This is a genomic window from Paenibacillus azoreducens (assembly GCF_021654775.1).
Taxonomy (GTDB): Bacteria; Bacillota; Bacilli; order Paenibacillales; family Paenibacillaceae; genus Paenibacillus_AQ; species Paenibacillus_AQ azoreducens.
The window spans coordinates 2,112,611-2,138,984 of sequence record NZ_AP025343.1 but is presented as its reverse complement, the minus strand read 5'-3'; the positions used below and the strand labels follow the sequence as shown (position 1 = coordinate 2,138,984).

At 50.2% G+C, this 26,374-nt stretch carries 22 protein-coding genes; 3 read left to right on the top strand and 19 right to left on the bottom strand.

The annotated features are described in order from the left end of the window. Nucleotides 1–110 precede the first annotated feature (110 nt). Entirely contained in the window at nucleotides 111–1,796 is a 1,686-nt protein-coding gene (gene ilvD, locus L6442_RS09150) for a dihydroxy-acid dehydratase (protein ID WP_212979798.1), read from the top strand. A gap of 85 nt (nucleotides 1,797–1,881) precedes the next feature. On the opposite strand, the gene L6442_RS09145 is transcribed toward ilvD, so the two are convergent. After that, nucleotides 1,882–3,297 carry a polysaccharide deacetylase family protein gene (locus L6442_RS09145; RefSeq protein ID WP_212979797.1) on the bottom strand — a complete coding sequence of 472 codons (1,416 nt, stop codon included), beginning with the start codon at nucleotides 3,295–3,297 and terminating at the stop codon, nucleotides 1,882–1,884. A 291-nt stretch (nucleotides 3,298–3,588) separates the two neighbouring features. On the opposite strand from L6442_RS09145, the gene L6442_RS09140 reads away from it, so the two are divergent. Further along, a complete protein-coding gene (locus L6442_RS09140) occupies nucleotides 3,589–4,743 on the top strand; it encodes an AI-2E family transporter (protein WP_212979796.1) in 1,155 nt (384 codons plus the stop codon). Here the strand turns inward: L6442_RS09140 and L6442_RS09135 are convergent. The 15 genes from L6442_RS09135 to cymR all read right to left on the bottom strand — a co-directional run bounded on the left by L6442_RS09135 (nucleotide 4,712) and on the right by cymR (nucleotide 20,995). Next, complete coding sequence (locus L6442_RS09135) at nucleotides 4,712–6,490, bottom strand: peptidoglycan D,D-transpeptidase FtsI family protein (RefSeq protein WP_212979795.1); 1,779 nt, start codon at nucleotides 6,488–6,490, stop codon at nucleotides 4,712–4,714. The genes L6442_RS09140 and L6442_RS09135 overlap by 32 nt on opposite strands. Before the next feature lie 340 nt (nucleotides 6,491–6,830). Next, nucleotides 6,831–9,005, bottom strand: coding sequence for a methyl-accepting chemotaxis protein (locus L6442_RS09130; RefSeq protein ID WP_237100276.1), 2,175 nt, complete (start codon nucleotides 9,003–9,005; stop codon nucleotides 6,831–6,833). 194 nt (nucleotides 9,006–9,199) lie between these two features. Beyond that, nucleotides 9,200–10,519, bottom strand: coding sequence for a peptidase U32 family protein (locus L6442_RS09125; RefSeq protein ID WP_237100275.1), 1,320 nt, complete (start codon nucleotides 10,517–10,519; stop codon nucleotides 9,200–9,202). A 20-nt stretch (nucleotides 10,520–10,539) separates the two neighbouring features. Beyond that, on the bottom strand, nucleotides 10,540–11,472 hold the full coding sequence (locus L6442_RS09120) for a peptidase U32 family protein (RefSeq protein ID WP_212979793.1): 933 nt from the start codon (nucleotides 11,470–11,472) through the stop codon (nucleotides 10,540–10,542). A 22-nt stretch (nucleotides 11,473–11,494) separates the two neighbouring features. Beyond that, nucleotides 11,495–12,532: an endolytic transglycosylase MltG gene (mltG, locus tag L6442_RS09115; RefSeq protein WP_237100274.1), complete on the bottom strand. Its 1,038-nt coding sequence runs from the start codon at nucleotides 12,530–12,532 to the stop codon at nucleotides 11,495–11,497. A 104-nt stretch (nucleotides 12,533–12,636) separates the two neighbouring features. Then, complete coding sequence (locus L6442_RS09110) at nucleotides 12,637–12,948, bottom strand: DUF1292 domain-containing protein (protein ID WP_212979792.1); 312 nt, start codon at nucleotides 12,946–12,948, stop codon at nucleotides 12,637–12,639. Further along, nucleotides 12,941–13,249, bottom strand: a complete 309-nt coding sequence (locus L6442_RS09105) for a DUF1292 domain-containing protein (protein WP_194232300.1) — start codon at nucleotides 13,247–13,249, stop codon at nucleotides 12,941–12,943. Before L6442_RS09105 ends, L6442_RS09110 begins: the two co-directional genes overlap by 8 nt. Before the next feature lie 12 nt (nucleotides 13,250–13,261). Continuing rightward, nucleotides 13,262–13,678: a Holliday junction resolvase RuvX gene (ruvX, locus tag L6442_RS09100; RefSeq protein WP_212979791.1), complete on the bottom strand. Its 417-nt coding sequence runs from the start codon at nucleotides 13,676–13,678 to the stop codon at nucleotides 13,262–13,264. A gap of 12 nt (nucleotides 13,679–13,690) precedes the next feature. After that, the gene (locus L6442_RS09095; protein WP_194232302.1) at nucleotides 13,691–13,951 is read right to left on the bottom strand and encodes an IreB family regulatory phosphoprotein; all 261 of its coding nucleotides are present in this window, start codon (nucleotides 13,949–13,951) and stop codon (nucleotides 13,691–13,693) included. 224 nt (nucleotides 13,952–14,175) lie between these two features. Continuing rightward, a complete protein-coding gene (gene alaS / locus L6442_RS09090) occupies nucleotides 14,176–16,797 on the bottom strand; it encodes an alanine--tRNA ligase (RefSeq protein WP_212979833.1) in 2,622 nt (873 codons plus the stop codon). 400 nt (nucleotides 16,798–17,197) lie between these two features. Further along, nucleotides 17,198–18,265, bottom strand: coding sequence for an AI-2E family transporter (locus L6442_RS09085; RefSeq protein ID WP_212979790.1), 1,068 nt, complete (start codon nucleotides 18,263–18,265; stop codon nucleotides 17,198–17,200). 250 nt (nucleotides 18,266–18,515) lie between these two features. Then, the gene (locus L6442_RS09080) at nucleotides 18,516–18,722 is read right to left on the bottom strand and encodes a hypothetical protein (protein ID WP_194232364.1); all 207 of its coding nucleotides are present in this window, start codon (nucleotides 18,720–18,722) and stop codon (nucleotides 18,516–18,518) included. 19 nt (nucleotides 18,723–18,741) lie between these two features. Further along, on the bottom strand, nucleotides 18,742–19,263 hold the full coding sequence (locus L6442_RS09075; protein ID WP_212979789.1) for a PRC-barrel domain-containing protein: 522 nt from the start codon (nucleotides 19,261–19,263) through the stop codon (nucleotides 18,742–18,744). 143 nt (nucleotides 19,264–19,406) lie between these two features. Continuing rightward, entirely contained in the window at nucleotides 19,407–20,558 is a 1,152-nt protein-coding gene (locus L6442_RS09070) for a cysteine desulfurase family protein (protein WP_212979788.1), read from the bottom strand. Between the two features lie 17 nt (nucleotides 20,559–20,575). Continuing rightward, a complete protein-coding gene (cymR, locus tag L6442_RS09065; protein ID WP_194232305.1) occupies nucleotides 20,576–20,995 on the bottom strand; it encodes a cysteine metabolism transcriptional regulator CymR in 420 nt (139 codons plus the stop codon). Nucleotides 20,996–21,258: 263 nt separating this feature from the next. Here cymR and mnmA point away from each other — a divergent pair, with 263 nt between their 5' ends. Then, complete coding sequence (gene mnmA, locus L6442_RS09060) at nucleotides 21,259–22,395, top strand: tRNA 2-thiouridine(34) synthase MnmA (protein WP_212979787.1); 1,137 nt, start codon at nucleotides 21,259–21,261, stop codon at nucleotides 22,393–22,395. Nucleotides 22,396–22,518: 123 nt separating this feature from the next. On the opposite strand, the gene L6442_RS09055 is transcribed toward mnmA, so the two are convergent. From L6442_RS09055 to L6442_RS09045, 3 genes are all read right to left on the bottom strand, one after another. Beyond that, entirely contained in the window at nucleotides 22,519–23,844 is a 1,326-nt protein-coding gene (locus tag L6442_RS09055) for a replication-associated recombination protein A (RefSeq protein WP_212979786.1), read from the bottom strand. 311 nt (nucleotides 23,845–24,155) lie between these two features. Beyond that, nucleotides 24,156–25,574 carry an alpha-L-fucosidase gene (locus L6442_RS09050; protein ID WP_212979785.1) on the bottom strand — a complete coding sequence of 473 codons (1,419 nt, stop codon included), beginning with the start codon at nucleotides 25,572–25,574 and terminating at the stop codon, nucleotides 24,156–24,158. A 199-nt stretch (nucleotides 25,575–25,773) separates the two neighbouring features. Beyond that, nucleotides 25,774–26,331, bottom strand: coding sequence for a GNAT family N-acetyltransferase (locus L6442_RS09045; protein ID WP_212979784.1), 558 nt, complete (start codon nucleotides 26,329–26,331; stop codon nucleotides 25,774–25,776). Nucleotides 26,332–26,374: the final 43 nt, after the last annotated feature.

Below are 26,374 nucleotides of genomic sequence, written 5' to 3'. Positions count from 1 at the left end.
CTCATTTTATGATAGACTCATTTAAAATCGTTTATTCGGGCACTTTTTTCAGTAACCGCGGTAAAGCGAGATACTTACACATTCATTTTAAATTAGGGGGAAGAGACATCATGGCAGCTAACAAAATGCGTTCAGACATGATCAAAAAGGGCTTTGACCGCGCTCCGCACCGCAGTCTGCTGCGTGCAGCCGGCGTAAAAGATGAAGATTTCGGCAAACCGTTTATTGCAGTATGTAATTCTTACATCGACATTGTTCCGGGGCATGTCCATCTTCAGGAATTCGGCAAGCTTGTAAAAGAAGCCATCCGCGAAGCAGGCGGCGTTCCTTTCGAATTTAACACCATCGGCGTCGATGACGGAATCGCGATGGGCCATATCGGCATGCGCTATTCGCTGCCAAGCCGCGAAATTATCGCCGATTCCTTGGAAACCGTCGTTTCGGCACACTGGTTCGACGGCATGGTCTGCATTCCGAACTGCGATAAAATTACGCCAGGCATGCTGATGGGCGCGCTTCGCGTGAATATCCCGACCATCTTCGTCAGCGGCGGACCGATGAAAGCCGGCGTGGACAGCAAAGGCCGCAAACTTTCCTTGACGTCCGTGTTCGAAGGCGTCGGCGCCCACCAAATCGGTAAAATTTCCGATTCGGATCTGCTGGAACTTGAGCAATACGGCTGCCCAACCTGCGGTTCCTGTTCCGGCATGTTTACCGCCAACTCCATGAACTGCTTGGCTGAAGCGCTGGGTCTGGCCATGCCGGGCAACGGAACGATCCTGGCGGTCGCAGAGGAGCGCAAGGAATTCGTCAAGCAATCGGCACGGCAGCTGATGGAGCTTGTCAAAATGGATCTGAAACCGCGCGATATCGTTACAAAGGAATCCATCGACAATGCTTTTGCGCTGGACATGGCGATGGGCGGCTCCACCAATACTGTGCTTCACACCTTGGCTCTTGCCCAAGAAGCAGGCATTGATTACCCGCTGGAGCGAATCAATGAAGTCGCGAACCGCGTGCCTCATATCTCCAAGCTGGCTCCAGCATCCGATTACTTTATCGAAGATGTCCATGCCGCCGGCGGCGTAAGCGCCGTATTGCATGAACTTTTGAAAAAACCTGGCGCCCTGTACGGCGACCGTATCACCGTAACCGGCAAAACGCTTGCGGAAAACGTAGCCGGCTGCGAAATTCTCGATAAAAACGTCATCCACCCGATCGACCAGCCTTATTCCGAACGCGGAGGTCTGGCCGTATTGTACGGCAACCTGGCCCCGGAAGGTTCGATCATTAAAGTCGGTGCGGTTGATCCTTCGGTCGGCGGTTACCATAAAGGACCTGCCATCTGCTTCGATTCTCAGGATGAAGCGCTTGAAGGTATCGCAGGCGGCAAAGTGAAGGAAGGCATGGTAGTTGTCATTCGTTATGAAGGGCCTAAGGGCGGACCCGGGATGCCTGAAATGCTTGCTCCGACTTCCCAAATCGCCGGTATGGGGCTTGGCGCCAAAGTCGGCCTGATTACCGACGGCCGCTTCTCCGGCGCATCCCGCGGCATCAGCATCGGCCATATTTCACCGGAAGCCGCAGAAGGCGGACCGATCGCATTTGTCAAAGACGGGGATATCATTGAACTCGACCTTAATAACCGTAAAATCGAGCTTCATGTCAGCGAAGAGGAAATGGCTGCCCGCCGTTCCGAATGGAAAGGCTTCGAACCAAAAGTGAAAACCGGTTATCTCGCCCGTTACTCCAAGCTTGTAACCAATGCCAGCCAAGGCGGCGTCATGAAGATCTAACTGATTCCTCATTTCAAAAAGAGGCAGTACCGAAAGGCTTGATGCCGATGGTACCGCCTCTTTTTTTGCGGTTGATCAACAGATTTCAAATAGCAGAAGTAGAACCTTCCAATCCTTGCGCTGTTCCCAGATTCCGCTCATGATGCTCTGTCCCCTCCGCCGGCTCAGTGCCCCTCCGGTTGGGCTCTTGATGGCGGCGGTGGGAGCCGCTTTCAGCATACCGCTCCATAAACTCGCCGATCGGCATAAGCAGCATTTTCGGAACCAACCGCTGGGCATGTTCCTTTAACCGTGATTGTCCGGACGGATGAATAACGCTTAACAGAAATTTCAAATAAAGCCGGCTTGAAGTAGAAAAAAGCCCGTCCTTCAAATCTACAATCTGGAACCCGAACTGTTCGGGTCCGCGGTTGACCATCGACACGCCATAAAGCGCCTTGGCGTCCATTGCCGCCGAATCCTGAGCCAACAGCTGGGCCAACCTCGGAAATTCCTTCTCCATGGATCGGATCATCTGAATAGCCAAATGAACGGAAGATCGCGACCTGATTCCCATTTGAAACATCTTTTCATTATCGAGATGAAGCTCGACGACTTGATCTCCTTTTTGGAGCAGCGTCTTATCTTCCATCTCGATGGACTTTCCGCTGTATTTTCGCACTCTGTAGTGCAGGAGCGGGTCAGACGGATTGACTGTTTTGAGCCGGAACATTTTGTGGAAGATAGCTTCCCACAACAACCACAGTTTGACGACTACCAGCTTGAAGCGCGGCACTTTCCTTTCAGGCGCATTCTCCTTGGCCTTGACCATATCGTCGATCCGGATGCTCTTCAAACCGCGCTGCTCCGCTTCTTTCAGCACCCTTTCCAAAGCAATGAGCATTTGCTGCGGAGCGTTAGGGTTTGCTCCGGCGGTCGTGCCGCAGTCATGCAGCAGCATTACTTCTCCCGGCTGAAGCTTGCTTAGAATCCTTTCCGTCAAGCGATCGGCGCCGACATTTTCCCTCCAGTCGCCAAACATGGCGGACCAGAGTACGATTTTGAATCTGCGGCGTCGTTTTTTCTTCAAATCGAAGAGATTGACGATTCCCCATGGAGGACGATAATAACCGGAGCGCTCGCCCGTAATCGAATGGATGATTTTATCCGTCTTCATGATCTGCTTCGTTACGGTCGCCGGCCGCATGAGCCAGTTGGACTTGTGCACGTAATTATGAATGCCGATCAGATGGCCTTCATCATACATGCGTTTCACCAGTTCCGGATTTTGTTCGGCATGGGAGCCGACCACGAAAAAGGTGGCCTTGGCGTCATACTTCTTCAATAAATCCAGGAGTTGGGGCGTATACTGCGGATCTGGGCCGTCGTCAAAGGTCAGCGCAAATTCATTTTCGCTGCTGCCCCTTCGGAAAACGCGGAAACCGAAAATACGGGTGATAAGTCCGGGAATAAACGCATAAAAAGTTGAAATGTAGAACAACCAAAGCAGCAAAGTCTCCATGTCATAATCCCCACTTTTCTCTGATTGACTTTGACTTGCCGAAAGGCAGGTATCCCTATAGAATGAAATCTAGAAGTGGCATACAGCGCCAAAACTGGCAAATCAGCTCTATCATGCAATTTTTTTGCATTAGAGCAAAAATGAAGGTATTCGGAGCTGTACCTTTTTCTGAAAATTATAAAGACGCTACCTTTTATTTTATCACAGCCCTTCGAAAAATAGGCATAATTTTATAAATTTTCGTAACAATCGCAAGGACCCCACCCAAACACTTAGGAGTGATAATCGATTATGCTTCCCCTTTACAAAAAATATTGGAGGACCTTTCTGGACATCGGGATGATTGTGCTGACCGTGCTATTGATTATGTACGCCTTCAGCAGGTTATACCAGATCGCAGCCCCCGTATTTTTATCCTTTCTCGTCTTTTTTATGATCGAACCCATGGCTAAATTTTTGAACCGCAGAGGTTTGCCTAAAACGCTGGCAGCAGCCATTTCCGTTATATTGTTCGTTCTTGTCATTCTTGGCATTTTATTTGGCCTTGGATTGATTGTTGTATCCCAAATTGCCCAGGTTCAGGATAATTTGCCCCAATATACGCATATGATTCAAACGGCCTTCACCCAAACTACAGCTTTTCTCCAGCATAAAATCGAAGCTCTGCCGGCAAGCATCACGGAAAAGATGAATGAAAACTTCAAAAACTTCACCGATTATGCCACCGTCTGGATGACCGGTTTCTTAAAGTATATGGTATCATTCTTCAGCTCGTTCTCAACTTTTATGGCCAATTTTGGCGTCGCGATCATTCTTGCCTTTTTCCTTAGCGCCGAAATTGGCGGATGGCGCAAAATTATGCGGGACAAGTCCCCAAAAACATTGAAAAATGCCCACGCTTTCCTGACCACATATGTTTTAAAAGCGATAGGTTCCTACATCAAGGCGCAATTGATTATGGTCATAATCACCATGGTGCTGGTATATGTCGGCCTCCTGATCTTGCAAACAGGAAATGAGCTGTCATTGGCACTCGTCTGCGCCGTGTTTGACATTTTGCCTTTGGTGGGCGTGCCGGTTGTCCTGATTCCATGGATCGTCTATCTCTTTATCGTCGGCAATACCAGCTTGGCCGTCGGTCTATGTATTTTGCTCGCCGTCGTTTTGCTGACGCGTCAGCTTCTGGAACCGAGAATTTCCGGCAAATCCATCGGGATCTCATCCGCTTTTCTCATGTTGTCCTTCATGATTATCTCGCTCTCCGTGTTCGGCATTGCGGGCCTTGTGCTTTCGCCGGTGCTGCTGATTTTGTTGAAAGAGTTGATGCAGCAGGGATATCTCCAAAAGTGGATCCATTTGCCTGAGGACGAATTTGATGTCTCCCCGTTTGACTTGAACGCCAAATCGCCGGAGCCTACGGCTTCCGGGAAGCAAGCAGATTCATGATCTCTCCGAATAAAGCGGTGGCTTGGTTGCTGCCGCCTGAAGGCATATTTTGAAACAAAACGGCTGCGGCATATTTCGGCTGGTCGGCAGGTCCATAACCGATGAACCATTGGTTGTTGCGCTGCCCTCCCGCTGTTAGCACCTGCCCGGTTCCTGATTTGCCTGCAAGCGGCCATTTCGCCTTCAAAAGTGAAGTTCCGGTTCCTTCCGTCACAACCGTCCGCATCCATTCGGTCAATAAATGCGCCGTTTCAGGCCGGATGCTCCCCGTATTTGCAGGCGCAAGATGGGGATTGAACCGCTGCAGGATTTGACCGTTTGCATAAGATATGCTCTCAAGAATGCGCGGCGCCCGGACTTGCCCCCTATGCAAAAGGGTCACCACCAAATTGGCGGCCTGCAGCGGCGTCACCCGTACATCCCTCTGCCCGATTCCCGACTGGGCCCGTACCCCGCCATCCAAAGCTGCAGTCTCACTTATAAATACGCTACCGGTTTCTTCATGATCAAAAGGCCTCAGCACAGGCATGCCGAGCTTGTTTTTGGCCTCCCATCCTACAGTTCGCGCGAGGCCCAGTCTGCTTGCAGCGGCTTCCAAATCTCCCCCCGTCATCCGTTCGGCCAACTCCGCAAACACGACGTTGCAGGATTTGGCTAATGCTTGCTCCAGCGTAAGCGAACCATGTCCGGATGTTTTCCAGCAGGACAAGCCATACTTGCCGTATTTACCGGGGCAATAGAATACTTCGCTCCCAGATGCTGCACCTGTCTCCAGCGCTGCCGCCGCCACCACCATTTTGAAAATCGAGCCGGGAACGGCGGCTTGCACCGCGCGGTTATTCCATTCCCGCTGCTCGGGATGGATGTCCAGCGGATTATAAAATGGCCGCGACACCATCGCAATCACATCCGCATTGCTGGCGTCAAGCAAAACGACGGCACCTTCCTTCATGCCGGCCTTTTGCGTAAGCTCTTCGATCTGGCGCTGCAGCGATAAATCGATCGTTGTGTTGATCCGCAGCGGATAATAAGGATTATTCGGCGATTTGAGCTGAATGCCCGTTCCCGGTATAGCACGGTTGGCTCCATCGACGGAATAATACGCCGTTGTGGGCCCGGCGCCGCGAAGGAGCGTTTCCAGCGTCTTTTCCAGTCCTGCCGCTCCCTCACGAAATGCATATCCCGTATGGGGCATATGTTTTTGCCCTGAAAGTTCCGACAGGAAACCGAGCCACTGCATTCCGCTTGGTTTGTTTAAGTATCTCTGGGTATATGGCAGAACTTCGATGCCGCTGAAATTCAGCTCCGATATCCGCTTTGCCTGCTGCGGCGTCAATGCAAGCGGCGCGCTGCGGGAATCGCCCTGCCAAAAAACCGGGACGCTTAGGCCATTCCACATCTTTATCAAACTGGATGTATCGACGCCTAAGACCTTCGCTACCGGATCAAGGCTGCCGTCTTCATTGGCCAGCGTTTTCTTGTCGATCGGGAACAACACCGCCGCCGAAACGGTTTCTCCGGTTATCGGCACGCCCCTCCGGTCATATATATTCCCTCTTCCGGAATCCAGCACGACTCCACGCTCACGCTGCAAAACCGACATCTCCTGCAGCGTGTACACGCTCTCCGGCAGGCTGGAAACCCGGAGTACCAGCTGGATATACGCCAATCTAAGGATAAGTACAACCAGTATCCCCGTTAAAATAATCAATCCGTAAAAAATACGCTGTTTATGCTTGAACATCATACCGCACCGATCCTTTTACGACTTTTTTTCCATTATGCCCTATTTGGAAAGCCCCCAATCGGCGCAAAATAACCCCGCAAAGATTATCGGAAAGAAGTAAGGGCGCCTCTCGAAGAGGGGCGCTTTTGCGGAGCAAAAGTACGGAGTGACGTGTAGCCTTTGAAGCTTATTCCGATTACTTTGCGGGGACCCCGGAAATTCAACCCCACAAAGTGACGCGTGACTTTCGAAACCTATTCCGATTACTTTGCGGGGACCCCGGGAGGTTATACTTTCTGATATGTCAAAAAAATGCCGCCCCTATCGGCTTTGCCTTAGGGGCGGCATTGATATATGAATCTTACAGCGTAAACAACGACAAGGTTTCCTTCAGTTCATTGGATACATTTTCGAGTTTGCCCGAAAGCTGTACCAGTTGTTCGCCGATGTTCTGCTGCTCATTGCTGAGCGAGGCGACCTCTTCCGAAGTAGCGGAAGACTCTTCGGCCACCGCGCTGACGTTGCTCATCGCTTCGGACAGAATCACCTGCGACTGGTTTAACGTGCCAATCGATTCGGTTACTGAATCGAGCCGCTTCGTGAAATCCCCCATCTGCTCCTGTACGGAAACGAAAATATCGTTGGTTTCCTTCACAAAATCCATCTGCTGCCGGAATAAAGGATTCGCTTCCTGCAAAGCCAGCACCGTTTCATTCATTTCAGCCATGATTTTCTCTACAATCTGGCCTACCATATCGATGGATTGTCTGGATTGATCGGCCAGTTGGCGGATTTCGTCGGCTACAACCATAAAACCTTGACCGGCGGCGCCTGCACGCGCAGCTTCAATGGTCGCGTTAAGCGATAAAATATTCGTTTGCTTCGTAATATTTTGCAGCACATCAAGCACTTTATTAACCGAATTGGTCGTTTGCTTCAGGTTGTCAACCTTATGCATCAAGGATTGGGTCATCTCTTCCGTTTGATGCGTCTTGTCCATCAGTTCGTTCAAATGTTTCGTTCCGCGCTGACTGGACTGCTCGACATGGCGAGCAGAGCTGCTCATTTCTTCATTGGCCGATACAACGATCTGCATTTGGCTCGAAATGTTTTCGGTCAATTCATTGCCGCGCTCGGCTTCAGTCGCCAAGCTGCTCGCACCATTGGCGATTTCCTCGGTCGCAATGGCGATTTCCCTCGCCGAAACGGCCGTTTTCTTCGACGCATCTGTCAATTCGGCAGCGGTCTCAAGGACAGCACGCGCCGTCGTGTTCGTCTGCTCAACAAGCTGCGTAATTTGATCCATCATCATATTGAAACTTGCAGCCAGCTCGCCGATTTCGTCCGAAGATTTATAGTCTGTCCGCACTTTCAGATTTCCTTTGGAACCTTCGATCATCAGATCCTTCAACCGACTTAAAGGTTTTGCGATCATGTGAACCATCCACCAGCCGATCAGAATCGCAATAATAACGACGCCAACCATAAATCCGAGCGTCAATATCATAATGCCCTGCGCATCTTTGACGAGCAGCTTGGTAGGAATCGTGCCTACCAGTCGCCAGCCGTTAACATGCAAAGTGTCATAACCGGCCAATACGCCGTTGCCCTTGTCGTCTTTGGTTTCCAGACTGCTTGCGGCATCCTTCTGACCCTGCATGAAGGTAAATACCGATTCTTTCCCCGCCTCCCCGTCATCGCTGGAAGCGACTACCTTGTTGTCGGCCGAGACCAGCTGCAGTTTGCTGCCTTCGCCCAAATCGATATTTTTTAATTGATCTTCAATGGTCGATGCTTTCAACTCGAAGACTATCATATAGGTTTGCCCGCTATTGGACAAACTTTGCAGAGGACGGACGAGCCTGAAACTATTTGTCCCGTCTTTTCCCTTTTCGGTCGGAATCCAGAAGGCTTTATTTTTGCCTTTAGCTTCCTTGTACCAAGCCTCATTGCGTACTTCCGACATATCGATGCCTGCGCTTCCGGCAACGATCGGATTTTGATCTTCCTTCGAAGGCACCAAATAAATGGATTTGATGCTACCGCTGTTGATCTGATTACTCAGCTTTTTGCCTATTTTATCGTTCAAGACAAACATATCGTACGCGCTTGTCTGTGTAGACGATAAGTCGTTAATCAAGCTTTGCATTTCGGGATCAAAGAAAATCAGCAGCGCAGTATCCTCATATTGCTTCAAAATGATGTCAAGCTTTTGGGATGTTTGTATAATGGTCTGTTTATTCGCAGTTGCCGCATTTTGCTGAATAGTGCTCTTGGCCTTGCTATACGACGTAAGACCTAAAATCAGCACAAAAAATACGATGGCCACAAAAAAGATCAAAAACAGCTTCACGCCGACGGATTTGGAAGGATTCATCCTGCTGAGCTGTGCTCCAGCGCCGCGTATGCTGAATTTCATCTTACCCGCATCATCTTTCTTGGGAATTGCCGCCACCTCCTGTTCTCCTTTATGCTGCTGTTTCCCCCAGCGTTTTTTCTTACCTTCTTCCTGTTCTTTCTTTTGAACCTCTCCCAATTTCCTCACCTACCGCTTAAATTTCTAACCTTATATCTTATTCTTCGACATTTTCCACCATTATCCTTTGGTTTTTCGCAAAATTCTTTACAACTATTTTCCTAATATGCATGCTTCTTACGTCCCTATACAAAAAAAGCCGCTGAACAATAGTGTCCAGCAGCTTGCTCTGTGAATTTTTTGTGAAAAACGACCTAAGAATGCTTTCTCCGCATCATGTCAAAATATGCGACCGGATGATCCACCTTCATGCGAATGCGCTGCAAAGGGTGGCGTGCTACATCCAGAAGTTGTCCCTCTTCATCCCATATTTCGCCTACCGTTTGTTTAAAAAAGGTGCCTTTCGGGCCAAAAAATTCGATTTCCTGGCCTTTTTTGAAGAAGTTCCGTTGCTGTATAAGGGCTGTTTGAGTCGCTTCGTCATATTCGAGCACAAGCCCCGCAAAGTCAAACGGCGCCGCTTTATCCTCAGGTTCGTAGATATGATCCTCATGATCCGGCGTATCATAGAAAAATCCGGTGTTCAGCGGGCGGTTCGCCGCTTTATTGAGCTCTTCCAGCCATTCCGGCTTAAGCATATAATGTTCAGGATCGGCGAAATAAGCATCGATGGCCTGGCGATACACGTTCACGACCGTAGCTACGTAATGGATGGATTTCATCCGTCCTTCGATTTTGAAGCTGTCGATGCCGACTTCAATCAAGTCCGGAATATGCTCCAGCATACAGAGGTCCTTCGATCCCATCGTAAACGCAATATCCTCTTCGCCAAAGAGAGGTATCCGCGTAACGCCCGGTTCCATCGTTGCCGGGGCAGCCGCTTCGGCGAAACCTTCCGCCATATTCCCGCCGTCTGCATACAGGTCGTATTTCCAGCGGCAGGACTGACAGCAGCCTCCGCGGTTGGAGTCCCGGTCCGTAAAGTGGTTGGACAATACGCAGCGTCCCGAAACCGATGAACACATGGCCCCATGAATAAATGCTTCGATTTCAACGTCGACATGTTTTTTGATTTCGCATATTTCTTCCAGGCTTGCTTCCCGGCCCAACACGACGCGCGGCAAGCCTTCCTCTTTCCAGAATTGCACCGCCTGCCAATTCAGGGTGGATTGCTGGGTGCTGAGATGAACCTCAATCTCCGGTGCTACGCGCTGTGCCACTTCGATAATGGCCGGATCCGCGACGATAATCGCCGCAATTCCTGCGTCACGCAGACCCAGCAAATATTCCTCGATTCCGTCGAGATCTTCATTATGGGCATAGATGTTGGTTGCTACGAATACTTTTGCCCCGTACTGCTTGGCAAACTCGACCCCTTCGCGCATTTCCTCGAATGAAAAATTGTCCGCATTGGATCTGAGCCCGTATTTTTGTCCGCCAATGTATACTGCGTCCGCTCCATAATGGACAGCGAATTTCAGTTTCTCCAAATTCCCGGCCGGCGCCAAAAGCTCCGGCTTCGCAAGGCGGACCCGCTCCCCACGATATTTCGGTTTGTATAATGTACTTTCCACGGTAATGGTCCCCCTCTTGCTTAATAAACTTGTTCCTTGTAAAAAAATCCGAAGGTCAGTTCGCGCTCCGGATCCTGCAGCTCGCGAATCGGATCCAGCCATTCTTCCTGGAAACGATAGCTGCCAGGGTCTGCCGCATATGCGTCGATGGCCTTGCGATAAGCCTTAATGACGGCCGTATTATAAGCGATCGGTTTCAAAAGCCCTTCAATTTTCAGGCTTTCGATTCCGGCCTGCAGCAGCAGATGCAAATCCTCCAGGATGCAAATGTCATCGGAGCTCATAATATGCGTTCCGCTCTCGTCTTCATAGATTGGATACTTTTCCCCCGGGCGCTCATCCTCGGTCAGGAAAAGGCCGCGGTCTATATTCAGGCTCCCGCCGTCAACAGGACGCCCCTGACGAATCATATAGCTTTCCACCAGCCTCCGTTTGGAGTGGTAAATATTCGTCATGCCGTGAACCTGAACTTGCGCTTCAATGTCCAGATGCTGCTTCAGCTCCAAAATCTCATCCATATTGAGTTCCTTGGCCGCGGCAATACGCGACGCCCCTTTGCGTCCCCAGTAATTGGCTGTCGCATAATTGGTGGACATCATTTCCGCATTCCAATGAAGCTTAAGCGATGGCGCATATTTTTTGACCGCAGCCATAATCGCGGGGTCGCTGAATTCAACCGCATATACCCCGGCATCCTGCAAAAATGCTGCGTAATCCGGCAGCATTTCCAGCATATCATTGGTCATGACGTTGGTCATGTTTACGATGACATCGACGCCGCGTGCTTGTCCCAGACGCACTGCTTCTCGAATATCGTTTTCCAGGAAATACCCCGGCATCCGGATCCCATACCGTCTATCGCCGATCAGCAGCTCCGTTGCGCCCGCATCGATATATGCTGAACATTCCTCCAATGATCCGGCTGTAATCATTAGCTTATGTTGTTTCGTCATACCGCACCTCTTTTATTTCGGCTTAGCTTTTACTCTTTTTGATATTGTTTAAATGCTCTTGATACGTCTTGGCAAATAAATGCTCATGCGAACCGTCCTTCTTGGTGACGTAATATAAATAATCGGATGCTTCCGGACTTAATGCGGCTTCAATAGACGCAAGGCTTGGACTGCAGATTGGTCCTGGCGGAAGGCCTTCATGCAAATAGGTATTATAAGGACTCTCCACTTTCAAATCTTTATATAGCAGCCTTTCCTTCGGCTCAGGGAGCGCATACTGTACGGTAGCATCGATTTCCAGCTTCATTTTTTTATCAATACGATTATAAATGACTCCGGCCACAAGCGGACGCTCCTTATCCACGACAACCTCGCGTTCAACAAGCGACGCAATCGTCAGCATCTCATGCAGCGTGATGCCTCGATCTTTTAATCTCTGCTGCAGGTCGGGAATGTTGTCAATCTTACTTTGCATTTGTTCCATCATTCTATGAAAAATGTCATTGACGCCGGCGTCCTTTTTAAACTCATAGGTTTCCGGGAACAAATATCCTTCTGCCGCGTGTTTTAGATTCCCGATCTTCGCAGCCTCACTAAAAGCAACGGTCGCCTCATTCCCCGGATGATCAGCCACCTGCAAAAAAGCATCCGCTGGCGTCCCGGTTGCCTCGCTTACCTTTTGCGCTATTTGCTCAATGGTATACCCTTCGGGAATCGTGATCCGGTTCATCGATTCTTTCATGACATCCCCGCTGTTCAATTTGGCAATCAGCTCGTCCAACGTGATCCCCGGCTTGGCCTCGTAAACACCAGCCTTAAAATGCGTCCCTTCTTTCTTCCACTTCAGATACCCTTTAAATATCGTTTCATTTTTGATTAAGCCGTTTTTATGCAAAACCTGTGCGATTTGGGACGTGCCGCTTCCGGGTTCGATGGTAAATTGTACAGCTTGATCCGAAGCTTTGACGGGCTGCAGACCGTTCCATATATAATAGGCGCCCCCGCCTGCTCCAAGCAGCAGGATGACCAGAATCACAATCACAACTTTGACAGCTTTCAAAAAAATCCAACCCTTCACAGCCAAAAAGGACGGTCTGCACCGCCCTCTTCAGGTTATTCATGTTTGAATTCAGCCTTCACCAAGCAGCCGCAAAGTGCGCACAATCAATCCTCGCGATCCTCAGGAAAGGTCATTTCGTCGTAAAGCTCGGTAATATTTTCCCATTCATCATCGTCATCGATGGTCACAAGCTCCATATTACCTTCCGGCGACTTGACTACTTTCAAAATGTTGTATTCACCGTCTTTGTTCCCAGGACTTTGCAGAACCGCATAGGTTTGACCGCATACTTCAAATTCCGCTGCAAGATCGTAGACTTCGGTGGAACCGTCTTCGTCTTCCAGCTCCACAGTCGGACCGAATGTTTCCTTCAAAACGGAAGTCCATACGGCCTGGTCTGCAGAGAAATCATTCATGCTCATTACCTCCATCAAGCTCAGCGACGAGTGTATTGAAAGTTTCCTCCACAATCTCCCACTCATCATCGTCTTCGATCATGTAAAGCTTAAGGTCGTCCCCGTCTTCCTCATAGCGGAAGGCATACACTTCATCCGTGTCATCGTCTGACGCTTCCAGCGGAACAACCATCATGTACTTGGAATCCGATCCGTCAACTTCGAATTTCATGATGACTTCGAATTCTTCTTCATTGCCTTCGTCGTCGGGAATATAAATAATATCCGGTTCTTCCTCAAAATAGTTACGCTCATTAGTCATCTGTTATCACCCTCACCCTTTAGTCTTTGAGTCCAAATAATTTTGTAAAATCAAGCTTGCAGCCATTTTATCCACAACTTGCTTACGCTTCTTTCGGCTGACATCGGCTTCAATCAGTGTCCGCTCGGCAGACACCGTTGTCAGCCTCTCATCCCACAGGTGGACGGGTAATTTCAGCATGTCTTTAAGCTTGTCAGCGAAATCAATACAGATTTCTCCGCGGGGGCCGATGCTGCCATTCATATTTTTAGGCAAACCGACGACGATTTCCTCCACTTCGTACTCGCGGGTCAATTCCGCGATACGCTGCATTTCAGAGCCGTCGCGGCGGCGTTCCACCACTTCAACCCCCTGCGCGGTCCATCCGAGTAAATCACTGACGGCAACACCAATTTTGCGGTCGCCGTAGTCCAATCCCATGATTCTCAAGTTACAACTCTCCTATCGGTGATTGGCTAAATAGAACCGGACCAGCTCTTCAATCAACTCATCACGCTCTTTTTTCCTTACCAAACTTCTGGCATTGTTATGGCGAGGGATGTACGCCGGATCTCCCGAGAGAAGATAGCCGACAATCTGGTTGATCGGATTATATTCCTTCTCAACCAATGAATCATACACCGTAAGAAGGATATCCTTGGCGGATGCTTCCTTCTCATCGCCCTTCACATTAAACTTCATCGTCTTATCCATGGAGTCCATTCGAAACACCTCGCTTCTTCAAAAGCATGCTTGGCGGCATGCTCAGACGAATTGATCCCTAAGGCTTCATTTCCTCTTCTAATATAACATAATCATCCCGATGTAAGTAAACTCCAGGACAAATAATACGAAATTTATTCGAATTATATGTCATATCATATATTTTAATCAAAGGATTTTGCACAACCTTAGTTCAGGTCTGCAAAATCCTCCTTTAACATATTTTATGCTTTGGCTACCAGTTCTTCAGCCAGCTTAAGCGCCTCATCCAGCTTGCTTGCATCTTTGGCGCCTGCCTGCGCCATATCCGGACGGCCGCCGCCTCCGCCGCCGCAAACCGTCGCAATTTCCTTCACGAGCTTGCCTGCATGCAGACCGGACTTGGTCAGCTCCTGCGGCACCGATACGACGAAGTTGACCTTATCTTCGATTGCCGCGCCTAGAACCAGCACAGCGGAAGGAAGCTTATTTTTCAGCTCGTCCGCAAGATTCCGGAGCGCATCCATGCTGCCGACGTTGACGCGGACCGCAAGCAGTTCCTTGCCGCCTACTGATTTGACCTGTTCGGTCAATTGACCTGCTTCAATCATGCTCAGCTTGCTTTGCAGCGATTCGTTCTCACGGCTGAGTTCCTTCACTTGGGCATGTACGGATTCGATCCGCTTCGGCACATCCTGCAGATTGGATTTCAGCAGCTCGGCAGATTGCTTCAGCAAATCCAGCTGGCCTTCGATAAACTGATACGCGGAGCGTCCAGTTACCGCTTCGATCCGGCGTACCCCGGAACCGATCCCGCTTTCGCTCACAAGCTTGAAAATACCGATTTCCGACGTATTGCGGACATGGCATCCGCCGCAAAGCTCAAGGCTGTAATCGCCAACCTGTACGACGCGCACGATATCGCCGTATTTTTCGCCGAAGAGGGCCATGGCGCCCATCGCTTTCGCCTCGTCGATCGGTTTGTATTCGATGTTCACATCGATGCCGTTCCAAATCTGCTCATTCACGCGGCGCTCGATGTCGGCCAGCTCTTCCGGCGCGATGCTCCCGAAATGGGAGAAGTCAAAACGAAGACGCTGCGGTTCGACCAAAGATCCTGCCTGATTGACATGGTCGCCAAGCACTTCTTTAAGCGCTTTGTGCAGCAAATGAGTCGCCGTATGGTTTTTCACGATATCGCGGCGTTTGCTTTGATCCACTTCCGCTTTTACCGTCTCGCCGACCTTCAGGTCTCCGGCTTCCACCGTTACGATATGCACATGCTGCCCATGGGGCGCCTTAAAGAGTCCTTCCACTTTCGCGGTTACGGTGCCGCCGCGCAGAAGCCCTTCATCGCTGACCTGGCCGCCGCTTTCGGCATAGAAAGGAGTCGCATCGAGAACAACCTGGCAAGATTGTCCTTCCCCGGCCATATCCACCATGGCATCATCCACAATGATGGCCAAAATTTTCGACTCTTTTACCGTGTCATTATATCCAACAAATTCGCTTTTAACCGTATAGTCGGAAAGTACGCCGCCCTGCACCTTCATCCCGCCGCTTTCATGACGGGCCGCACGCGCGCGGTCACGCTGTTCCTGCATGGAAGCATCGAAACCTTCGCGATCCACCGTAAGCCCATGCTCTGCAGCAAAGTCCTCGGTCAAATCAAACGGGAATCCGTAAGTATCGTACAGTTTGAAAGCATCGGGACCGCTGATCATTTTGCTGCCGCTTTCCAGCGCTTTTTTGCTGATCTCTTCCAAAATGGCAAGGCCTTCGGACAGTGTTTCGTGGAAACGTTCCTCCTCGGTGCGAATCACCTTTTCGATAAATTCACGTTTTTCAACAACTTCCGGATAGTATACGCCCATAATGTCGCCAACGGTTTCGGTCAGCGTATAGAGGAATGGACGGTCCAGACCCAGCACCTTGCCGTAACGAACGGCGCGGCGGAGCAAACGGCGGATGACATAACCGCGGCCTTCATTGGAAGGAAGCACGCCGTCGGCGACGGCAAAAGCAACCGTGCGGATATGGTCGGCAATGACTTTAAGCGCCACGTCTTTTTCCGTGCTGTCGTTATATTTCACGCCGGCAAGCTTAGCCGTTTGCTGAATGATCGGCTGGAACAAATCGGTGTCGAAGTTCGAGTCCACATTTTGCAGAATCGATGCGAAACGTTCCAAGCCTGCGCCCGTATCGATATTTTTATTTGGAAGCGGCGTATAGGAGCCGTCCTTGTTATGGTTGAATTGAGAGAATACGAGGTTCCATACTTCCAGGAAACGCTCGTTTTCGCCGCCCGGATACATTTCCGGATCGGACAGGTCGCCGTAAGCGTCGCCGCGGTCATAGAAAATTTCGGTACATGGGCCGCAAGGACCTTCGCCGATATCCCAGAAGTTGTCTTCCAGCTTCACGATGCGTTCTGCAGGCAGCCCGATTTTCTCATTCCAAAGCTTGAAAGCTTCCTCATCCTCCGGATATACCGTTACCGACAGACGTTCCGGATCAAATCCGATCCATTCTTTTCCGGTCAGAAACTCCCAAGCCCAAGTAATGGCTTCTTCTTTGAAGTAATCTCCGATCGAGAAGTTGCCGAGCATTTCGAAGAACGTATGGTGGCGGCGGGTCTTGCCTACATTTTCAATGTCGTTGGTGCGAATGCATTTTTGCGAGTTGGTCAGACGCGGATTTTCCGGGCTGACCCGGCCGTCAAAATAAGGTTTGAGCGGAGCCATGCCGGCATTGATCCACAGCAGCGACGGGTCGTTGTGCGGAACAAGCGGTGCGCTTGGTTCGATTTTATGTCCTTTACTAGCAAAAAACTCCAGCCATTTTGAACGAATTTCACTTGCTTTCATCATGTACAGCCTCCAGATTTGATATTGTTTATTTCAGGTTCAAAAAACAACATAAAAACGCCCCTGAAATATTATTCAGGGACGATCATATCGCGGTACCACCCTGGTTATCGCTCTTGCCTGTCCGCAGCGTTTTCGCGCGCACCGCCTCAAGGGGAACGATCTCCTCGTATCAGCCTATAACGGGGCCAACCGGCGGGTTTTGCCCGCACTCCGAAATCAGCTTTCCGGCCGGTACCCGCATGCGGATTCTTGCAGCCGACACGCTGTAACGCATGAAGGAATCCGTTCTCTGTCCATGGAGTGCTCCCGCCGTACTTTATTTCATCGCCGTTTTGTCTATTTTGCTCATATGTTAACAAGTATATCGGCGGATGATTTGAATGTCAATGAGGCGGCTTTATGTCGTTTTTCGCTTGATGTAATAAGCAAAAAAATGCTGAAGAAGCACCTTAAGCACCGCAAAAAACGGAACGGCCAGAATCAGCCCCATAACGCCCGCAATCTCCCCTCCAACCAGCAGCGCAAAAATAATCGTCATAGGATGCAAATGAAGCGTTTTGCCCACCACCTGCGGCGAAATGACATTGCTCTCCAAAAGCTGGCATATCCAGTTGACGACGATGACAAGCAGCACCATTCTCCATGAGATGGTCGATGCCATCACCACCGCCGGAGCCGCTCCCAGAAAAGGGCCCAGATAAGGAACGATATTAAAAACGGCCACGATGCTCGCCATCAATAACGCATAAGGCATGCCGACGAGCATATATCCGATGTAAGCAAGCACGCCGATGATCAAGCAGACGAGAAATTGCCCCCGCACGTAATTGCCCAGCGCCAGATCGATTTCCTTAAGCAGGCTGACCGTCGCCTTTCTCCGGGAACGGGGCAGGTACGAAACGATTGCCCGTTCGAACACGTCGAAGTCCTTAAGGATATAAAAGATGAGAAACGGGATGATGAATATGTTTAGCACCAGATTGATCGTTGTGCCGATATTGTCGATAAAGTCGGAAATCCCCGCCGCAATCCGATCCTCCCAGCGCAGAAACCATTGGTTTACGCCAGCCGTGACTCCCCCGGGCAATAGTTTCTGATCCAGACGCGTCATCAGGCTCTGGGCATGCATGGTCATTTCCGGCAAATGCTCATTCAGCTCTTCAATCTGCTCCAGCAGCATCGGAATCAAGTTGATAAGAATGACCGCCAAACTGGTAAGAAACACCGCGTAGATCAGCAGTACCGCAATGCTTCGCGGCATTTTCCGGTCGGCTAGCAGGCAAACGACGGGGTTTAATACGTAAGAGATGATCATCGCGACGATAAAGGGCGCAAATACGGCTTTAAGAAACCGGTAGACGTTCGTGAACATGGGGCGCAGCTGCCATATGAAATAAAGCGCGATCAGGGCGAGAATGAACCAGATCAAAAGACGGAACCATTTGTTTGCGGTCAGCTTCTCCAAGCGGCTATCCTCCTTTCGGACTTGCTGTACACGTTATTATATGTACGAAAGCGAGAAATTAACCTTTGGTTCCCTTGCGTTCGAGGCCATAACCGCACTGAAATAGTAAAAAAACATATCGGCATACGATCAAAAAAAGACAACCACTTGTTCAACTTATATAAAAAAGAAGCCCCTCACTAACGTGCGCCAGCAAGCGAGCGCTAGTGATAGGCTTCTTTTCTAAAGAAGATTCAGGTTTATAAGCCCTTTAATTCGATGCATGAATGTGCGGGAATTCCTGGGGAATTTCCTCGAAAAACAGATCATCCAGCGAACTGAGCGTTCCATCTTCCTCTACTTGATAAACGGACATTTTCTCCCCGTTGACCGTAAGTTCAATAAAGCAGCCCCAGCAATAAAACTGATGGGAGCCGATTTTACCGATATCTTTGGAATTGCAGTTAGGACATCTCATACTCATATTCATATATCACCTATCCGTTAACAGAATGAATGGTTTTCTCCAGGCGTTCCTCGCTTCTTGAAGGAACCATGATCGCATTTTTCCCGATGGACATGTCCTGCGCGAGCGGCAACCATTTCCGGCCTTCCATCAAATCCGAGACGAAACCGTCGCTGATTTCCAGACCTAGTATTGTATTTCCCATTTCCTGGTCAAAATAAACGTCCGATACCTTACCGAGAAGAACGCCGTCCTCCGTAAGGACGCTTAAATCTTTTAATTTGTTTTTACCCAGAAGGTAAGTGAATTGTATATCGTCGGCTTCCGTCTTTCGAACAGCCTGTTGATTACGAATCATCACAGCGTCTTCGCCATAGGCCAGAATATCCTCCCAGGATACTGACTTGGCCGAGCTGGAAAAGAGACCTTTGCCTTCAAGCTCCATCGCTTGAATCTTCCAGTCTTCGCTAATATGAACATCGTTGATCTTGCCGATCGCCTTGCCTTTTTCCACATCAAAAACGGCAAGCCCGATCAATTCTTGGAACTTCACGGTCAGGATCCCACCTATCCAACTGAAATTGAAACCCGAAGGAGTCCCGCTATGGGCGGGACCGATGCCCAGGGCATCCGTCCTTTTCCGGTTTCCGGGTGGTATGGAATACATATCCCTCCTTGTCCATACATAGAGAATCCCTAACTTCTATTACGTAAACGACGAAGAATGGTTGCAATTTTTTCAGTGGCGTATTCCATATCTTCAGTAGTATTACCCAAACCAAAGCTAAAACGAATCGCGGAACGCAAAACATTTTGTGGAAGTTTCATAGCCTGAAGTACATGGGACAGTTCAATTGAACCCGAAGTGCATGCCGAGCCGCTGGCTGCCGCAACGCCTTCCATATCCAGGTTCATCAGAAACGTCTCCGTATCTGTTTCCGGGAAGCTGATATTCAAAATGTGAGGTAAAAATTCAGAGGGATGTCCATTGATAATAAACGAGTCTTCTCCAAGTTTCTGTTCCAGCAAGCGGATAAATGTTTGCCGGAGCTCAAAATCATGATCTCTGCGCTTCTCCAATTGGGCCGTTACAATCTCCACCGCCTTGGCGAAGCCGGCGATTCCCGCGATATTTTCGGTTCCGGCGCGGCGTTTTTTCTCCTGAAGCCCTCCATGCAAACGCGGCCCAAGATGCACCCCTCGGCGGACATAAAGGGCGCCAACTCCTTGGGGCCCGTTGATTTTATGAGCGGAAAAGCTCATTAAATCCACCGGCAGATCATGGCAAGATATCGGTACAGCGCCCAAAGCCTGAACGGCATCCACATGGAAAAGAACGCCGCGGCTGCGCGCAAGCTCGCCGATTTCCCTGACCGGCTGCACCGTGCCGACTTCATTATTGGCGTACATGACGGTGATCAGCACCGTTTCTTCTGTCAATGCGCTCTTAACATCCTCTACACGAACCCTTCCTGTAGAATCAACCGGCAGGTAGGTGACGCGATATCCCGTCTTCTCCAGCTCTTCGCAAGCATGCAAAACCGCATGATGCTCGATAGCTGAAGTTATAATATGCTTACCGGTATTAGCGGTGGCGGAAAGGACGCCGAAAATAGCGAGATTGTCGCTTTCCGTTCCGCCAGCGGTAAATACGAGTTCATCCGGATGGCAGGAAAGGGCCTTGGCAATCCGGTCCCGGGCGCCGCTCACCGTGCGTTTGGCTAAGCGGCCGAAAGCATGGACGCTGGATGCATTGCCGTATTGGCCTGTCATCACTTTCAGCATTTCTTGCGCAACTTCTGGATGTACGGGTGTGGATGCCGCATGATCCAAATAAATGGAATTCATCTGAAGCATCTCCTTTTTTAAATGTAAAACATGTAGTTATCGGCGGTATCCTGCTCCTGATAGGATATCAAATCAAACAACGTGGTCGAGTCCAGCACATTGGCAATGCCATCACGGATACGAAGCCACAGATTCCGCTTGGCCGGATCGTCTTCTTCGGTAAAATCCACCGGGGAAATCGGCCCCTCCAGAACACGGATAACGTCTCCGGCTGTAATTTCGGACGCTTCGCGGGAAAGAACATAACCGCCGTATGCCCCGCGGATGCTTTTGACAAGCCCCGCATTCCGCAGCGGAGCGATCAGCTGCTCCAAATAATGCTCGGAAAGCTGGTTTTTCTCAGCAATGCTTTTCAAAGAGATGGGGCCTTCGCCGTATTTCGCCGCAAGCTCCATCATGATCGTCAAGCCATAACGCCCTTTTGTCGATATCTTCAAAGATGGCACCTCTTTCAAAAAATTCATGTTTCGTTAATTTGTCCGGACTCCGTCAGACCTAAAAGCCCTGAGGCAAATCTGCGTATTCCGATCATAACCCTTTGCTTATGTTAACATATCCGGCAGCTTTTTGGTAAATAAACAATGACAAAACTCTAAAATGTTCTTCACTTATGGACAAAAGCTTTTCTGATGTGAATCATGACAGGTTATGTTACAATACGTTCATGGGCACAATTTCAAAATAGAAATGGTGATTATTCTTGTCAAACAACAACCAAAACACACGCGTTGTCGTCGGGATGTCCGGCGGCGTTGATTCTTCGGTTACCGCGCTTCTGCTCAAGGAGCAGGGGTACGATGTCATCGGCATTTTCATGAAGAACTGGGACGACACCGATGAATTCGGGGTCTGCACCGCCGAGCAGGACGCAGAAGATGTGCGCCGTGTGTGCGAACAGATAGATATCCCTTATTACACAGTCAATTTCGAGAAAGAGTATTTCGATAAAGTATTTACCTATTTCTTGGATGAATATAAGTCGGGACGTACACCAAATCCGGATGTCATGTGCAACCGCGAAATCAAATTCGGTGAATTTCTGAATAAAGCGCTCGATCTCGGCGCCGATTATGTCGCTACAGGCCATTACGCCCGCCTCGTGCAAGAAGACGGCGTCTTCAAGCTTCTACGCGGCGTGGACAACAATAAAGACCAAACCTATTTCTTGAATGCATTGAATCAGGAACAGCTGTCCAAAGCGATGTTCCCGATCGGCCATCTTCCCAAACCCGAGGTCCGCCGCATCGCGGAAGCCGCAGGTCTGTACACGGCCAAGAAGAAGGACAGCACAGGCGTCTGCTTTATTGGCGAACGCAATTTCAAGGAATTTCTAAGCCAATATTTGCCTGCCCAATCCGGCAATATGGTGGATATCGTTACCGGCGAAATCAAAGGCCGTCATGACGGCCTGATGTACTACACGCTTGGTCAGCGCCAGGGCCTCGGCATCGGCGGTTCAGGTAACGGCGAGCCTTGGTTCGTAGCCGACAAAGATTTAGAGCACAACATTCTATACGTCGTGCAGGGAGACAAGCACCCCAGCCTGTATTCGACGGGATTGATTGCTACAGGCGTGAACTGGATTGCAGGCGAAGGGAATGTGCCCAAAGAACCTTTCAACTGCACCGCCAAGTTCCGCTACCGGCAGCCCGATCAGCAAGTTACGCTGGAATGGCTGGAGAACGGAACCGTTCATGTTCGGTTTGCCCAGCAGCAAAAAGCAATTACGCCGGGCCAAGCCGTCGTATTCTATCAGGATGAGGTTTGCCTCGGTGGCGGGATCATCGATAAAGTGGAGAAAATCCCGTTCGAGCCGCCTGCCATCAAGCAAAAATAATGCACAGACCTTAAGCCATTGTCCGGTCAATCCGGACAGCGGCTTTTTTCTTGTCTGTGCAAAACATTCTATATCCCATATATGGAATCCTGCTCGTTGTTTGAATATTTCCCTGTAATACGATTATTCATCTCTGGAAAGAAACTGATTGCGTCTGCGCTCCTGGTTGATCTGAATTTTGGCTTCGTTCCCCTGCTCCGTAGCCTGGTAAAACACGCGGCGCGAAATCGCCTTAGGCAAATAATCCTGTTTGACATAATGTCCGGGGTAATCATGGGGATACTTATATCCTTCATGTCCAAGCTTCACGGCTCCTTTATAATGCGTATCGCGCAGATGCAGGGGCACCTCTGCCGATTTCAGCTCATCAATCGCCGTCATCGCCCGCGAAATCGCCGTATAAACAGCGTTGGATTTCGGACTTTCGACCGCAAACAGGATCGCCTGCGCGATATTCAGCTTCGCTTCCGGCCAGCCGTTGTTCCGGTATGCCTCCAAAGCACTGACGGCCTGCACCATGGCCTGCGGGTTGGCAAGGCCGATATCCTCGCTGCTGGCGGCAATCAGGCGGCGGATGAACACCATCGGGTCCATGCCGAGCTTCTCCACCGCGTAGAGGAACCAGAACAAGGCGGCGTCGCTGGAGCCGCGGATGCTCTTGTGAAAAGCCGACAGCACGTCGTATTGCGTCGATTCATCCGCACGTACCGTCGGTCGGCGGATCGATTCTTCCGCCACTTCGAGCGTAACGTGAACGGTGCCGTCGTCTTCGGGCGGCGTCGTCATGGCCGCAAGATCAAGCGCGGTTAACGCCCGGCGGATGTCTCCGTTTGCCATCGTCGCGATATGATCCAACGCCTCTTCATCAACCCGCAGCTTCATGAATCCGAGCCCTTTGCCCTCGTCGGCAAGCGCCCGCTTCATCGCTTTCATGGAATGTTCTCTCGTTAAAGGCTGCAGTTGAAACAGGGTGGAGCGGCTCATCAAAGCCCCGTTGACATAATGAAACGGGTTCTCCGTCGTCGCCCCAATGAAAATAATCGTTCCTTTCTCCACCGCCGGCAGCAGCGCATCCTGCCGCGAGCTGTTGAAGCGATGCACTTCATCCAGAAACAGAATCGTTTTTGTTCCATACATCGCTTTATTGTTTTGCGCGCGGTCGATGACTTCGCGCACGTCCTTGACGGATGCATCCACCGCATTCAAGCGTACAAAATCGGCCTGCGTTTTTTGCGAGATGATGTGGGCCAGCGTCGTTTTCCCGCAGCCCGGCGGGCCGTATAAAAGGATGGAAGTTACCTGGTCCGCTTCGATCGCCCGGCGCAGCAGCTTGCCGGGTCCGATAATATGTTCCTGCCCGATATATTCATCCAGCGTGGTCGGGCGCATCCGGTCGGCCAGCAATCTCCCGTCACGCTCTTCCTCCTGCTGGAAAGAAAATAAGTCCATCTGTACTCACGTCCTTGAGCTAAAATCAACATCATTAAGTTTCAGTTACGTATATTTACAGACGTAGTAGCGGAGGGGACGGAATCGTTCTGAAGAAGCGTTAGCGTTCGCCTAAAAGCTTTCCGAAGGAAAACTAGCATCGAAAGCATAAGCTGTCTCCGGATTTTTATCCTTAATAGGATAGATTCAAGAAATCTGGAGGCAACAGCGATCGTAAGAACGATCCGTAGCCGCAGCGGTCATGCATGTGCAATAGTAACTGAAGCTGTCCCCCCTATCATACCATACCCGGGCCGGGCAGATCATTCGCTTTAACCGCCGTAGTACACTTCAAATGCGGAAACATTCGGACACCATCTGGACTCGGTAATCGTAAGCCGGATATAACGGCTTGTCACGGCCGGAAAACGGCAGATGCGTTTGTATCCGATGACCGTTCCCTTAAAGAACGTATGCCATTCGCCTTCTTCCATATATTCCAGTTGGAAGCGTTCGATCCGCTGGGTGTACCGGTATTCCTGCAGCACGACATGGTCAAACTTCACTGTTTTCTGCAGGTCCAAAGTCACCGAAGCCTGCTCCGTCCCTTCATGCGGCGCCCAAAATGTATCCCGGCTGCCGTCAAGCACCGATGCGGCATCATGGCCGTCCGACGTCTCCGATCCTAGCGCGGAGGCTCCCGATGCCAGATTGGCATGGAAAGTCTTCTTCATCCATTCCCCAAGCTCCTTCAGGCGCTGCACGTCATTTTCATGGATGAGTCCACGGCGGTCAGGCGGAAGATTCAGCAAAAACGTGGCATTGCCGCCAACAGCCCCGTAATAGACGTCGATGAGTTCTTCCAGCGGCTTCACCTGCTCATCCTCCGCCGCATGATAGAACCATCCCGGACGGATCGACGTATTCACCTCGGCAGGATACCAGATCAACTCATCCGCCTGCTCGATCACCTGCCTGCTCCCCAAGTCCTCATCCTCCGAGCTGTATTTGCGGGCAAATTCACGGTCATCCTCCTGCTGGGAATTTTCCTGGATTTTTTCATTGTCGCGAAGAAATGCCGGCACGACGCTCCACTCCGATTCGCGGCAATGTCCCGCTTCATTCCCGCACCAACGGATATCCGGACCGCATACGGAAATGGCCGCTCCCGGCTGCAATTCCCGAATCAGTGAATAATAAGCATCCCAATCGTACACCTGCCGCTTTCCGTTCGGTCCTTCGCCGCAAGCGCCGTCGAACCAGACGCAGAAGATGTCGCCGTATCCGGTAAGAAGCTCCCGCAGCTGATTTTTGAAATATTCGTTATAAACCTCAGAATCGCCATAAGACGGCTCATGCCGATCCCAAGGAGAAAGGTAAATGCCGAATTTGATTCCTCCCCGGCGGCAGGCCTCGGATACCTCCCGGACCACATCCCCTTGTCCACCTTTCCATGGACTGTTCTTGACGGAATGCTCTGTATACCGGCTCGGCCATAAGCAAAATCCATCATGATGCTTGCATGTCAAAATCAATCCCTTCATCCCGGCGGATTTCACCGCTGCAACCCATTGGTCCGCATCAAGTTCAGTCGGATTAAATATCGACGCATCTTCCTCTCCTGTCCCCCACTCGGCATCGGTATATGTATTAACCGTAAAATGAATAAACGAATAAAATTCCATCTCCTGAACGGACAGCTGCCTTTCCGTAGGCTTCACCTGTGCGGCATATTGAATCTTTTCATTCATCGCTTGAGTCCTCCCATTGGGTGTGTATGTTGTCTCTTATAACATTCTCCCAGAAAAACAGGATACCTGCCGGCTGCTGCAGGTATCCTTGCCATTTCCTATTTTTTCAGCGCTTTTGGTATATCGCCGGATACTCGTCCAGCCGGAGTCCCTCGAATCGGGCGAGGTGGCTGTCCCAATCCTATATGCACATTAAAAATTATTTACTGCCGCGGTAAGCTTTTTCATGGTAACGAAGAATGGCTTTGAACAAGTTTTTGCCCTGTTCTAGTGATTTTACGGGATTCTCCGTATCCAAGCTCAGATACATCGCTCTATATGTTTCAGGCACCCAGATATACGCATGCACGTAATCCGTTAACGTAAACCCCGCTTTTACCCAAAAAGCGATTCTCCTTTCGTTTTCCGGGGACGGATCCGCTTCCGCTTCGATGACGATGCCTCTGCAGCTTTTGGCCTGCGCCCATGTTTTTAGATCTTGCAGACAACCTAGACCTAAACCTTTGCCGCGAACGCTGCCCCGTACTGCGATGTAATCGATGACCAGCAGATTTTCCTTCCGGTCCATTCCCGTCAGCGCCATGGCCGTTGGAACGCCTTGCACCTGCCAGAGATGCAGCGCGCACAGCCCTCTTTCAAACATCCGTTTAATCAGTTTTCGGTTTTTTCGCCCATGCTCCGGAAAACCTTCCTGATAGATGGGTTCAGCCTGAAGCCACATCTCCTCATTCCACTCTTCAGTCACTTGATGCCGCATGATGATCTCCCTTTTTTATGAGACTGTTTTTTTTCGTCCATAC

Coding starts and splice junctions, on each gene's coding strand:
- L6442_RS09145 (WP_212979797.1), bottom strand. CDS start 3,297: ATGGAGACTTTGCTGCTTTGGTTGTTCTACATTTCAACTTTTTATGCG.
- L6442_RS09095 (WP_194232302.1), bottom strand. CDS start 13,951: ATGGACTCCATGGATAAGACGATGAAGTTTAATGTGAAGGGCGATGAG.
- L6442_RS09045 (WP_212979784.1), bottom strand. CDS start 26,331: ATGCGGCATCAAGTGACTGAAGAGTGGAATGAGGAGATGTGGCTTCAG.
- alaS (WP_212979833.1), bottom strand. CDS start 16,797: ATGAAAGCAAGTGAAATTCGTTCAAAATGGCTGGAGTTTTTTGCTAGT.
- L6442_RS09070 (WP_212979788.1), bottom strand. CDS start 20,558: ATGAATTCCATTTATTTGGATCATGCGGCATCCACACCCGTACATCCA.
- L6442_RS09080 (WP_194232364.1), bottom strand. CDS start 18,722: ATGAGATGTCCTAACTGCAATTCCAAAGATATCGGTAAAATCGGCTCC.
- L6442_RS09105 (WP_194232300.1), bottom strand. CDS start 13,249: ATGACTAATGAGCGTAACTATTTTGAGGAAGAACCGGATATTATTTAT.
- L6442_RS09135 (WP_212979795.1), bottom strand. CDS start 6,490: ATGATGTTCAAGCATAAACAGCGTATTTTTTACGGATTGATTATTTTA.
- L6442_RS09120 (WP_212979793.1), bottom strand. CDS start 11,472: ATGACGAAACAACATAAGCTAATGATTACAGCCGGATCATTGGAGGAA.
- ilvD (WP_212979798.1), top strand. CDS start 111: ATGGCAGCTAACAAAATGCGTTCAGACATGATCAAAAAGGGCTTTGAC.
- L6442_RS09050 (WP_212979785.1), bottom strand. CDS start 25,574: ATGAATGAAAAGATTCAATATGCCGCACAGGTGAAGCCTACGGAAAGG.
- L6442_RS09055 (WP_212979786.1), bottom strand. CDS start 23,844: ATGGACTTATTTTCTTTCCAGCAGGAGGAAGAGCGTGACGGGAGATTG.
- L6442_RS09140 (WP_212979796.1), top strand. CDS start 3,589: ATGCTTCCCCTTTACAAAAAATATTGGAGGACCTTTCTGGACATCGGG.
- L6442_RS09110 (WP_212979792.1), bottom strand. CDS start 12,948: ATGAATGATTTCTCTGCAGACCAGGCCGTATGGACTTCCGTTTTGAAG.